The sequence below is a fragment of the Streptomyces sp. KM273126 genome (genome assembly GCF_004337435.2).
GTDB lineage: Bacteria > Actinomycetota > Actinomycetes > Streptomycetales > Streptomycetaceae > Streptomyces > Streptomyces acidicola.
This window is the reverse complement of the sequence record NZ_SJXB02000001.1, coordinates 6821864-6834387: the sequence shown is the minus strand read 5'-3', so window position 1 is coordinate 6834387 and position 12524 is coordinate 6821864. Positions and strand designations below refer to the sequence as shown.

Genomic DNA, 12524 nt, shown 5'->3' with positions numbered 1-12524 from the left:
CCTGTTCTGAGTTCCCCGGTAGCAGCAGCCCGTGGCCCAGGTCGTCCGTGACGGGCACGCCCTGGCGGGCGAGCAGGTCACGGACGGCGCGCCGCGCCTGCGGCACCCCGGGGAACTCAGAACAGGCCCCTATGGGCCGCGTCGGCGTCGGTGCGGGTGTGCGGGAGGGACCGTCAGTTCGTGGACAGGCGTTCCAGGTGGGTGACGGCGGCGTCGATGGCGGGCAGGGCGAGCATCTCCTTCTGGGCGCTCCGGGCCTCGTCCAGGACGCCCGCGTCGGCCAGCAGACGGCGGCAGGCCTGAAGCATGGGTTCGGCGCCGCGGGTCGCGATGTGTTCGCCGAGGCCGAGGTCGGCGACGCGCAGCGCGTTGTACTGCTGGTCGCCGAACATGGGCCGCACCGCCATGGGGACGCCGGCGCGCACGGCCTCGCGGATGCTGTTGTAGCCGCCGTGAGTGAGGAACAACGCGGCGTGTTCGAGGAGGAGTTGCTGCGGGAAGCGGTCGACGACGCGGACGTGGGGCGCGGCCTTGGCGGTGTCCACGGGCATGCCGAGCGTGGAGACGACGGCGGCGCAGTCCAGCGCGGAGAGGGCCTCGACGACCGTGTCGAGGGGTTCGGCGGGGTCGTAGACGGGGATGGGGGCGCCGAACTCGCGGGCCTTGTCGAGGAATTCGAGCACCGTGCCGGGCAGTCCGGTGCCGAGTGAGGCGAGCACGAGGGGCCGGTCTGTGGGCAGTTCGGCGAACCAGTCGGGCAGGCGCTCACCGCGGGTGACGGTGCGGGGCTGGCGGTAGGCGACGGCGTCGGGGGCGAGGGGGCGGGCGAAGGAGTAGGGGGCGGGCATGCAGTCGAGGCGTCCGTGCCGGTAGACGGCGGCCGGGTCGTCGGTCTCGGGCAGGCCGAGTGCGCGGCGGTGGTCGTTCAGCAGCGGGAGCAGCAGTTCCGGGTCGAGGAACTGGCCCGAGCCGGAGGGCGCGGGCACATGGGGCACGCCGAGGGTCTCGGCGACGAGGAGCGCGGCGAACTCGTAGCCGTCGCGCAGGATCACGTGGGGGCGGAACTCGCGGGCGAGCGGCAGCAGTACGTCGTAGGCGTCAACGAGTTGAGGGCCGGCGCCGAGGGTGGCCCACAGGTCGTGGGCGAAGCGGCTGAACTCCTTGGGGATGGGCAGCTTGCCCTCGAACAGCAGCCGCATGCCCTGGGCGGTGATGTCGGTGTAGACGCCCTCGACACGGGCCCGCTCGCCGGCGAGGACGGGGGCGAGTTTGTCGGCGGTGACGACGAGGACGTCGTGTCCGGCCTCGCCGAGGGCCCGCACGAGCGGCAGGCAGGCGCGCGCGTGGGAGGGCGAGCCGGTGATGCTGCACAGCACCCGCATGGTGACGGACCTTTCCTTGTGGCTCTCTTTGTGTATGCGTCTATACGGCGGTGGGGGCGGGCTCCACCGGGCTGGTGCCGGTGCCGTGCCAGCTGAGGCCCGCGGCGCTGAGGGCGGCCGGGTCGAGGTGGTTGCGGGTGTCGACGACGACCGGGTGGTGCAGGTCGGCGGCGATCCGGGCCCAGTCGAGGCCGCGGTAGTGCGGCCACTCGGTGCACAGAACCAGCGCGGAGGCGCCCTTGGCGGCCTGGTGGGGGTCGTCGACGACGTTGATGTCGGCGGGGAGTTCGGTGTGCCGGGTGGCGGGGACGGCCGGGTCGTGGGCGGTGAGTTCGGCGCCGCGGCGGGCGAGTTCGGCGGCGAGGGCGAGGGCGGGCGAGTCGCGCAGGTCGTCGGTGCCGGCCGTGAAGGTGAGGCCGAGCAGCCCGATCCGGACTCCGGCGAGGGAGCCGTCGGTGTCGCCGCACAGGCGGGCGATCCTGTCGGCGATCCGGGTCCGCTGGTGGTCGTTGGTGCCGATGGCCGCCCGCACGAGCGGGAAGTCGACGCCGAGCGCGTCGGCCGTGCCGAGCAGGGCGCGGGTGTCCTTGGGCAGGCAGGAGCCGCCCCAGCCGGGTCCGGGGCGCAGGAACGCGCTGCCGATGCGGTGGTCCTGGCCGAGGGCGGTGGTGACCCGGCCGATGTCGGCTCCGACCTCCTCGCACAGCTCGGCGAGGGTGTTGACGTAGGACAGCTTGACGGCGAGGAAGCAGTTCGCGGCGTACTTGACGACCTCGGCGCTGGCGGCGTCGGCGATGACGACGGGCGCGTCCACGCCGGCGTACAGTTCGGCGACCTGGGCGGCGGCCCAGGGGCTGTCGGAGCCGATCACGACCCGGTCGGGCTGGAGGAAGTCGCTGACGGAGGTGCCCTCGCGCAGGAACTCCGGGTTGCTGACGACGCCGACGTCGGGTCGGCCGAGGGCGGCGGTGACGCGGGCGGCGGTGCCGACCGGCACGGTCGACTTGGTGACCAGGACGCTGTCGGGTTCCAGCAGGGTCCGGATCTCCTCGACGACCGCGTCGACGGCGGTGAGGTCGGCGCGCCCGTCGGGCCCGGTGGGGGTGCCGACGCAGATGAACACGGTGCGGGCGCCGCGGACGGCGTCGGCGGCGCCGACGACGAAACGCAGCCGGCCCGCGTCGAGCCCGGCCTGCACCAGCTCGGGCAGGCCCTCCTCCAGGATGCGTACGTCGCCGCGGCCCAGCTCCGCGACCTTGACCGGGTCCAGATCGGCGCAGACCACCCGGTGTCCGAGCGACGCCAGGCAGGCCCCGGCGGTGAGTCCGACATAGCCGGTGCCGATGACGGCGATGGTGTGGCGGTGCACGACGGCCACCTCGATTCTCGGTAACTTCGCTGCGGTCAGACGCCGATGAGCCGCGCGCTGATGGACGCCGCGGCACGGACGGCCAGGGCGACGCTGTACAGCGTCGGGTTGACGGCGGTGGCGGTCGGGATGACTCCGTTGCCGCCGACGTAGAGGTTGTCGAAGCCCCAGACGCGGCTGTCGGTGTCGCACACCGAGGTGCCGTCGTCGACGGGGCCCATGCGCACGGTGCCCTGGTAGTGCTTGGAGCTGCCGGCGGGGAACAGCTCGGGCCGTTCCAGGAACTCGCCGCTGAGGGCCTCGGCGACGGCCTCCTGGTCCGCGCGGGCCTGTTCGGCGCCCGCGAGGTCGCGTGGGGTGAGGTCGTAGTGGACGGTCATGTCGGGCATGTCGTAGGCGTCGGCCTCGCTGGTGGAGAACTCGATGCGGTCCTCGGCACGGATCTCCTTGGCGCCGTACCAGACCATGCCGACGAACAGCGCCGGGTCGACGCCTTCCAGGGGCGAGGTGTCGATGGTCATGACCTGGCCGTGGTTGCGGCGGCCGGGGTCGGCGAACGGCACCCAGAAGCGGCCGGTCTCCAGGTCGCGGATGTCGCCGCCGAACTCGACGGTGCCGCGCGCGGCGAGCCCCGCGGTGGGGCCGTCCTTGACGTGGACGGAACTGACGGTCTTGGGCTGGTCGTTGAGGTAGCGGCCGAGGGCGTCGGGGCGGATGCCGGAGGCCCACAGCAGCTGCGGGGTGCGCAGCGCGTCGGCGCAGACGGCTACGGCGGAGGCGCGCACGGCGAACTCGGTGCCCGTCGGGAGGTGTTCGAGGAGGGCGCCGGTGACCGTGCGCCCGCTGAACAGCAGGCGCCGGCACATGGTTTCGTCGGCGATGCGGAAGCGTCCGTCGCCCGCGGTGGCGCCGGCGTGGGCGAGCGGGCCGAGGACGGTGTCGGGGCCGGCCCACAGCGGCCGGCGGCCCGGGCGGGGGGTGCAGGCGAGCGGCATGGTGCCGACGCCGCGGCCGACCGGGTAGTCGCCGTCGAAGAGCCGGCCGAGCGTCTTGAGGACGAGGTCGCCGGCCTCGGTGGCCGGGTAGGCGTCGCGGGTGACACTCAGCAGGTGTTCGGCGACGGACAGGGCGGCGTCGAGGTCGTCGCCGGGCAGGAACGGCAGCCGTTCGCTGTCCAGCGGACGGGGGGCGGTGCAGGCCCAGTGCACGCCCATCCCGCCGATGTTGCTGGACATGACCGCGGCCGGCATGGCGAACTGCTCGGGCTCGTCGTCGCGGCGGGGCCGCAGCAGATGCGTGCCGCGGTCCGCGTACTTCTTCACCAGCGCGCCGTCCTCACCGGGCGCGGTCTCGGGATCGCGCCCCTGGGAACGGGCCTGGGCCGCGGCCCGTTCCGGTGCGGGCAGGTTGCCGAGGTGCAGCCCGGCCCGCCCGGTCAGGCGCGGCCCGAGGTCGGCCATCAGGATCCGTGCGTGCGGTACGGCGTCGTACACGCGGCGGGCGACGGCCGACCCCACCGGGCCGCTTCCGACGACGAGCAGGTCGACCGTCGGCGGAAGTTCGGGACAGCTCATGGTGACGCGACTCTCCTTCTGTACGGCGCATGGGGGGGGTGGCGGCGCCAAGCAGGGCGGACGGATCAGGCTGCGGTCCGGCAGCGCGCCCCGTAAGGTGCGCCGGGCCGTATCGATATGCGGCTACCGCCGCGTGGGCGCGACCAGCCACGACGCTGCCGCAGACGAACGGCGGCACGACGCGGCACTTTCCAGCGGAGCGCTCAGTGCGCCGCGCGGCTCGCGGCGTAGTACTGGCGGACCTGCTGGGCGAAGGCCGGGTTCATCTGGGCCTTGGCGAGGATCTCGGCGGGCGGGGTGTAGTCGTCGTCGAGTGCGTCGGCGAACTTGGCGAATCCGGCGCGCAGTTGGGCCTCGATGACGGCGGGCCAGGCGTTGGGGATCTTCCACTCGTCCTCGTAGCCGGTGGCGAGCAGGTGGGTGACGGCGGTCTCGACGACGTCGGTGCGGCTGTGGGCCTGGGTGGGCTTGCGGACGGGCTGGAACACGGACAGGTCGTGGCGGGTGTCATCGCCGAGGATGCGGCGGGCCATCTCGTCGGCGAGCAGCGGCGACAGGTGCAGGCCGTCGCGGTAGGTGCCGGTCATCATCCACAGGCCGTCGAGGCCGGCGCTGCCGACGAGCGGGAAGCCGTCGAAGGCGACGGGCCGGTTGCCGACCTGGATCTTCTCGATGCCGGCGGTGTCGAGGTCGCGACGCAGCTGGCGCAGGGCGCAGCCGAGCAGGAAGGTGGCGTCGCGGATGGAGGGCACGTCGGCGGGCTCGGGCTCGATGGCGTTGGTGGCGCCGAGGTAGACGTGGCCCTGGCCACGCGGCACGAGGTGCAGGCCGCAGGCGAAGGCGCGGTTGGGGGTGCGCAGCACGCTGGTGGGGCCGGGCACATCGGGGTTGACGCGCGCGACGACGGACACGCCGACCCCGGCGCACAGCCGCGGAATGGTGCCGCCCAGGGCGGGCACGGTGTCGAGGAGGGTCTGGGAGGCGGCGCCGGCGGCGAGGACGACCTGGCCGGCGGTGAGGGTGTCGCCGCTGGTGAGCCTGACGCCGGTGATGCGCTCGCCCTGGGTGGTCAGGCTCTCGCCGAAGCCGTCGAGGAGGGTGCCGCCGGCCTTCAGGAGCGCGCTCTGGAGACGGTCCAGCAGGCGGCCGGAGTCGACGGCGTGCTCGCCGGGGATGAACATGCCCATCAGGGGCCGGGCCAGCGGGTCGGGGTCGAGCCAGCCGAGCTCGGCCGGGTCGATGTCCTCGTACGGCTCCTTGTACTCGTCGAGGGTCTTGCGGATGGCGGTGTAGTTGGCGGAGTCGATGCCGGGTACGCCCACCGAGTTCAGCAGCATCACGGTGCCGTCGGCGCAGCGCAGGTCGTCGTGCTCGCCGGTCTCCTCGGACAGCTGGTCCAGCCAGTCGTCCCACAGTCGGGTGGCCCGGACTCCGAGGTCGAACTTGGCGCGGCCCTGCTCGCTGGCAACGAGGGTGGAGGTGACCTCGCCGAAGGTGCCGAGCATGGCGCCGGCTGCGGTGGAGGCGGCCCAGGGCCGGTCGGTGCGGCCGAGGACGGCCACCTTGGTGCCACGGCGGGCGAGGGTCAGGCCCAGGGACAGGCCGAGCACACCATTGCCGACGACGAGGACCTCGAAGGTCCGGCCGGCCGGGTTGTCGCTGGTCATCGCTTTCGTTCCCATCCTGTGAACCGCCGCGCCGGGCGCGGGGCGTGCGAAGTCGGTGTCGGGTGCGGTGTCGGGGTCGTCGGGTTCCGGGGGCGTCAGACAGCCGGAGGGGCGCCGTTGCGCGGCAGTTCGGCCAGGACCTTGGCGACCGCGGTCGCGACGTCGTCGACGTCCTGGCGGGTGCCGAGCAGGGCTTGGTGCGGAATGAGCACGCCGTCGCGGCCGACGCGTTCGGCGTTGGGGCAGCGGTCGGCGAGTTCCTCGGGCCGGACGCCGCCGGTGGCGCCGGTCCAGAAGGCGTCGGTGCGGTGCAGGGGCTGGTGGCTGCCGAAGGCGGGGATGCCCTCCATCAGCAGCGCGAGGGCGACGGTGTCGCGGTCGAGCCCGCCGAGCTCGTCCTGGTCGAGGACGAACGTCGTCATGTAGTGCGGGGTGCCGGTGCAGCGGGGGTCGCGGCCCTGGAGGCGGATGCCGGGGATCTCGCCGAGCACGGCGGCCAGTTCGGTGTGGCGGGCGGCGCGGCGGGCGTTCTGGTCGGCGAACCGGGCGAGTTGGGCGCGCAGCAGGGCGGCGGTAAGTTCGGAGATACGGAAGTTGGAGGAGGCGGTGGCGAGATGGAGTTCACGGGTGCGGCCGCAGTTGTGCCGTACCCAGGCGTCCTCGTAGGTGTCGTCGTCGGGCAGCAGCAGGGCGCCGCCCTCGCCCGCGGTGATCACCTTGGTGCTCTGGAAGGAGAAGGTGGCGATCGAGCCGAGAGCGCCGAGGCCCTTGCCGCGCCAGGTGGCGCCATGGGCCTGGGCCGCGTCCTGGATGACGGCGACACCGCGGGCCCCGGCCCAGGCGGTGATGGCGTCCATGTCGGCGACATGGCCGCCGACATGGACGGGGATCACCGCGCGGGTGCGGTCGGTGGCGGCGGCGTCGAGGCCGGCGGGGTCGAGACAGAAGGTGTCCGGGGTGACGTCGACGGGCACCGGGACACCGCCGCGCCGCTGGACGGCGGTGGAGGTCGCGACGAAGGTGTACGCGGGGACGATCACCTCGTCACCGGGCTCGATCCCGGCGAGTTCCAGGGCGAGTTCGAGGGCGTGGGAGCCGTTGGTGACGGCGAGCGCTGCGGGCGCCTGGCCGAACTCGGCGAACTCGCGCTCGAACGCCTGGACCTCCTTGCCGCCGTGCCGCCCCCATTCGCCCTGCTGGAGGGCGCGGGCGAGGGCGAGGTTCTCGGTCTCGTCGTACTCGGGCCAGCGCGGGAAGGGTTGTGTCCGCACCTTGGGCCCGCCGTTCAGGGCCAGCATGGGCCTCTCCTTCCGGGGGTGTTCGCCGCGGGGCTCGGCTTCGGCTGGGTGGGTACCGCGGGTCAGGCGGGGAAGTTGCCGAACGCGGTGCGGGTGCCGTAGGGGTCGAGCTGCATGGTGAGGCCGCACTCGTCCTCCCAGCGCTTGGTGATCTCCACGCCCTCGGAGCGGTTGACGTCGTCGAGCATCACGGTGGCTCCGGGCGCCAGGTGCTCCTTCAGGGCGGGTACGGCCGGGTAGCGGGCCAGCTTGCGGCCCTGCTCCCAGCCGGGCGGGCCGTCGACGAGCAGCAGGTCGATCTTGCCGTGCTTGTCGGTGAAGGCGCCGACCTCGTCCTCGACGGTCCCGGGCTCGTACCACTCGACGCGCTTGACGGCGGCCGGGTGCTCGGCGAGCGGGGCGTGCACGACGCGGGCGACCTCGCTCAGACCCTCCTGCGCCAGCTGGTCGTTCACCCACCGGGCCCACTTCTCGTCGTGCTCCAGGGAGAGCACGTTGCCGTGGCCGCGCTGGGCGAGATAGCGGGCGAAGACGATCGTGGAGGTGCCGCTGCCGCACTCGACGAGGACCTTGCGGTCGCCGAGGGCGATGTCGTCGAGCAGCTTGATCAGGGCGCCGGGGCGCAGCGACCACGCGGAGAACGGCAGGTAGGGGCCGTTCAGCAGCGGGGAGAGCCGGATCCACGAGGCCAGGTCGTAGAACGCCCGGAGGAACTGCGTGTCCATCTTCCTGCTCCTGTCTGGATTCCCGTTCAGTGCCCGGCGAGGGCGACGAGGTGGTCGACGGCGGCGGTGACCTGGGGCAGCGCGAGCATGTGGCGCTGAGCGGTGCGGGCCGCGTGGGTGTGACCGGGGTCGGCGAGCAGCCGGTCGACGGTCCCGGCGACGTCGTCGGCGCCCGCGCTGGGTACGCGCAGCCCGAGCCCGAGCTCCGTGACCCGGCTCGCGTTGTGCGCCTGGTCGCTCAGTTCGGGCAGGACGGCCATGGGGACGCCGGCGCGGACGGCCTCGCGGACGCTGTTGTAGCCGCCGTGGGTGAAGAGCAGCTGGGCGGTCTCCAGCAGCAGCGGCTGCGGGATGCTGTCGAAGAGGTGCACGTTGTCGCCGACTGCGGCCGGGTCGACGGGCATGCCGCGGGTGGCGACGACGGCGGTGCAGTCCACCTGGGACAGGCCCTTGACGATGGTGGTGAGCGGGTTGGCGTCACCGGGCATCAACGCGCCCACGACCAGCGCCGGGTCGGCCTCGATGTCCAGGCCCTCGAAGAGGTGTCCGGCGACCACGCCGTCGAAGAACAGGTCGAGGATGCGCGGGAAGACGGAGTGGTGCATCAGCGAGGCGAACACGTTGGTGCTGGAGACCACCACGAGCGGCTTGTCGCCGGGGACGTCGCGCAGCCACTCGGGACCGGTCTCGCTGCGCACGATGGCGGACGGCTGCTGGTAGGCGAAGGTGCCGCCCATCTCGTGCGCGGTGAAGGCGTACTCGGGCGGCATGCAGTCGAAGCGGCCGTGCGCGTGGATCGCCTCGGCCGAGTCGCTCTCGGGCAGGCCCAGTTCGGCGCGGCGCAGGTTCAGCTCGGTCAGGGCCAGTTTCGCGTCGAGGTACTGGCCGCCGCCGGAGGGCGCCGTGACGTGCGGGACGCCGAGGGTCTCGGCGACCAGGTAGCCGGCGAACTCGACGCCGCTGCGCAGGATCACGTCCGGCTTGAACTCCTGTGCCACGTCCAGGAGTTGACGGTATGCGTCGGTGACGTGCGGGCCGCAGGCGGTGGCGAGGAGGGTCCCCGGTGAGAACGGGTCGGAGGGGGCGAAGTCGATGCGCTTCTGCTGGAGCAGGCTGAGCACGATCTCGGCCATGTCGGTGAACAGCGGCAGGACGCGGATGTCCTCGCCCTCGAAGACACCGGCCATCTCCGGCGGGGATACCACGGTGACCTCATGGCCGGCCTCCGCCGCGGCGCGGGCCAGCGGCAGCAGGGCACGTGCGTTGGAGGGCGACAGCGCGAGACTGCAGAGAATGCGCACAACCATTCCTTTCCGTGCGGAAGCGACGTTCGGCCATGTCATGATGCGCCGCCGTTCTCGGTGTTTTCCCGAGTCTTCGGCACGCTTTCCGCGCCGCTCGGCACCGAACTTATGCGATGGGCGCACAAGGACCCAGTTGGGTGTTTCCATCGGCGGGTAATCCGTGGAATGGGCACACGAATTCCACGGCACTGTCGGTCGATTCGGATAATGACGTGCCGCGTATCACGGTCGGGCGGTCAGCTGGGCAGCCGTGCTTTCGGTCCAGGCCTCGGCGCGGCGCCTGCGGTCCTCGCGGACCGTGCGCGGCACCAGCGCGTCGACGGCCTCGCGGGTGGCCGGGTGCCGGAAGGCGTAGCGCAGGGCGCCGGTGGCGGAGGGGTGCCGGGAGCGGCGCAGGAAGTCCCGGCGTTCCAGGTGGTCGAGCCAGTGCGCGGCCTCGGCGCGGTCCACGCCACCGACCGCCGCGACACCGTCGGCGCAGCACACGCCGCCCAGGGCGGAGGCGCACACCAGGACAGCCTTGGCGAGCGGCGGCAGCGTGTCGAGGTGGGCGGCGACGACCTGACGCACATGGCGGGGCATCGCCGGCGGGCCCGCCGGGCGCCCGGGCCCTGCGACGGACAACTCCCGTGCGTACTCCACGGCGTAGAGGGGGTTGCCGCCGACGCGGGCGAGGACGTCGCGCCGCAGGTCGGCCGGCAACGCGCCGCCGCTGTCCGGGAGAAGGGCGTCGAGCAGTGCGGCCGAGGAGGGCTCGTCGAGCGGGTCGAGGGTGAGGGCGAGGGCGTCACGTCGGCCGCCGCCCCAGGTGGGCCTGCGATCGAGGAGTTCGGGGCGCGCGGTGACGGCGAGGAGCAGCGGTACGGGTCCGGCGGCGTCGGCGAGTTCGGTGACGAGGTCCAGGACCGGGTCGGGCGCGGTGTGCAGGTCCTCCAGGACGAGAAGCAGGGGGCGTTCGGCGGCGAGGCCGGTGAGCAGGAGCCGCCAGGCGGCGGCGAGGTCGGGCCAGTCGGCGGGGGCGGGCGGATCGTCGCGCAGCAGGGGGCCGAGCCGGTCGAGCAGCCAGGCTCCGCGGTCGCCGGTGCCGAAGAGGGCGTGGACCGTGCGGGCGAGGGCGTCGTGGGCACGGTCGTCCGTGCCGGTGGCCGAGGCGAGGGTGCGGTCCAGCAGGGCGAGCGGCCGGTCGCGGTCGCACCACGAGCTGTGCCCGGTCAAGACCCGGTACCCGTGCGGGGAACGTCGGGCGAGCCGTGCGAGTTCGGCCATGAGCCGGGTTTTCCCGGCGCCGGGTTCGCCCAGCACGGTGAGCAGGCAGGGGCGCTGCCGGCGCGGCACGTCACCGAGCGCTCCGCCCAGCTGCTCCACTTCACGGTCCCGGCCCACCAGGGCGGGCGGGGTGTCCGTGCGGGCCGTGCGGGCGCCGAGCGGCTCGGACGCGCCGTCGGGTCCCGCGGGACCGTAGACGAGGGAACGTTCGGTGCCGGAGCGGGTCGTGGCGCATACCCTGATGCCGCCGGGCGGCACGGTCTCCAGCAGGTCGGCACAGCTCTTCGGTACGGCGCCGTTCACGATCGGCACGGCACCGGTGCCGTCGGCGGAGCAGGTGACGACGACGACACCGGTGGCCACGGCCACGCGGGGTGCGGAGCCGCCGTGCACGGGGACGGGGCCGCCCGCGCCGTACTGGCGGAGTCTGCGCAGGATCGCTCGGCCGGCACTGACCGCGCGTTCGGCGTCGTCCTCTCGGGTGCGGACGACGCCGAACAGGGCGAAGGTGACCGGTCCGAGCACGCCGGAGACCTTTCCGCCGTGCCGGGCGACCTCGTCGCGGATGGCGACGGCCAGTTCGCCGGAGAGCCGGGCGGCGTCCTCCGGGTCGCCGCCGAGGCCCTTTCCGAGGGTGGTCCGCACGAGCAGCATCGACAGCTGCTTGTGCTGCTCGGTGAGGACGCCTGCCGGCGCGGCCGGATACGGGAAGGCTGCGGCGTGCGGCGGTGCGGGGAGCGCCGGTGGGGCCGGGGCCCCGGGCGCGGGGCGGGTGTCGAAGCCGACCAGGGCGGCCGGGGCGGCGAGGGTGGCCTGGGCGACGGCGGCCGGGCGGGGCGTGACCGGCGTACCGGCTGCGGGCCGGGGCCGGCGGGGTTCGCCGTCGAGGGCCATGATGGCGAGCGCGTCGGGCTGGCCGAGGACCGGGTCGTGGTCGAGGACGGCGCGTTCGACGGCACGCAGTACGCGGCCCGGTTCCAGGCCGAGCCGGGAGGCGAGCGCGGTCCTGGTGCGGCGGTAGGCGTCCAGGGCGTCGGCCTGACCGCCCCGGCGGTAGAGGGCGAGCATCAGCTGGGCGCACAGCCGCTCGCGTTCCGGTTCGCGCTGGGCGTGGGTCCGGAGTTCCTCCAGCACGTCCTGGTGCCGTCCGCAGGCGAGTTCGGCCTCGTACAGGTCCTCGCGGGTGGCCGAGCGGGCCTGGGCGAGGGTGCGCAGTTCGGGCCAGTCGGTTCCTGATTCGGCGAGGTCGGCGAGGACGGGACCGTGCCACAGGTCGAGGGCGGCGCGCAGTGTACGGGCGGCTGAGGACCAGGCGCCGGCGGCGAGGTCGGCGCGGCCACGGTCGGCGAGGGCCCGGTAGGTGGTGAGGTCGAGGTCGTCGCCGTCGACGCGCAGCAGATAGCCGGGGGCGTGGGTGAGGAGGACGGGGCCGCCGCGGGTGTCCTCGGTGTCCTCGGCGGCGAGGAGTCCACGCAGGGCGGAGACCGCGTTCTGGAGCATCTTGCGGGCGGTCGGCGGCGGTTCGCCCGCCCACAGGGCCCGCATCAGGGCGCTGGTCGCGACGACTTCGTTGGCGTGCAGCAGCAGATGGCCGAGTGTGGCGCGCTGTTTGACGCCGCTCAGCGCGACCGGGCCGCTGTCGCCGAGGACCGTCAGCGGGCCCAGCACCTGGAATTTCATGCCGGTGTCGCTCCCGTTCGCTCCGGCCCGGAAACAGACGGAGGACCCGAATGAGACGAAAGAGACGACGAAAAGGGACGGCTCCCTCTCCCGGTTTTCCCGTCCGGTTTCCCGAATGCGCCGAGCCGATTGTCCGGTGCCGTTCTTGCCGTTCTTGCCGTTCTCCGAGATGTTTCCGAGGGACCCGTCCGGCCGTTCTCCGGGTCTCGCACCAGGCCCGGAGAACGGCCGTCGGACATTCACCCTCTCGATCCGGAAA

8 protein-coding genes are annotated in these 12524 nt (G+C 73.4%); all 8 read right to left on the bottom strand.

Annotated features, from left to right (window positions below; translation table 11 throughout):
- Positions 1-173 precede the first annotated feature (173 nt).
- Positions 174-1382, bottom strand: a complete 1209-nt coding sequence (locus E0500_RS28965) for a glycosyltransferase (RefSeq protein ID WP_181587179.1) — start codon at positions 1380-1382, stop codon at positions 174-176.
- Positions 1383-1422: 40 nt separating this feature from the next.
- Positions 1423-2751, bottom strand: coding sequence for a UDP-glucose/GDP-mannose dehydrogenase family protein (locus E0500_RS28960; protein WP_181587178.1), 1329 nt, complete (start codon positions 2749-2751; stop codon positions 1423-1425).
- Between the two features lie 35 nt (positions 2752-2786).
- A complete protein-coding gene (locus E0500_RS28955) occupies positions 2787-4325 on the bottom strand; it encodes a GMC oxidoreductase (RefSeq protein ID WP_131570723.1) in 1539 nt (512 codons plus the stop codon).
- 203 nt (positions 4326-4528) lie between these two features.
- Positions 4529-5992, bottom strand: a complete 1464-nt coding sequence (locus tag E0500_RS28950; RefSeq protein ID WP_131570721.1) for an FAD-binding oxidoreductase — start codon at positions 5990-5992, stop codon at positions 4529-4531.
- A gap of 95 nt (positions 5993-6087) precedes the next feature.
- Positions 6088-7290 (bottom strand): DegT/DnrJ/EryC1/StrS aminotransferase family protein, encoded by a 1203-nt coding sequence (locus tag E0500_RS28945; protein WP_181587177.1) that lies wholly within the window; start codon positions 7288-7290, stop codon positions 6088-6090.
- A gap of 62 nt (positions 7291-7352) precedes the next feature.
- Positions 7353-8015, bottom strand: coding sequence for a class I SAM-dependent methyltransferase (locus tag E0500_RS28940; protein WP_131570719.1), 663 nt, complete (start codon positions 8013-8015; stop codon positions 7353-7355).
- Between the two features lie 26 nt (positions 8016-8041).
- A complete protein-coding gene (locus E0500_RS28935) occupies positions 8042-9316 on the bottom strand; it encodes a glycosyltransferase (protein WP_131570717.1) in 1275 nt (424 codons plus the stop codon).
- A gap of 225 nt (positions 9317-9541) precedes the next feature.
- Positions 9542-12265, bottom strand: coding sequence for a BTAD domain-containing putative transcriptional regulator (locus tag E0500_RS28930; RefSeq protein ID WP_181587176.1), 2724 nt, complete (start codon positions 12263-12265; stop codon positions 9542-9544).
- Between the last annotated feature and the right edge of the window lie 259 nt (positions 12266-12524).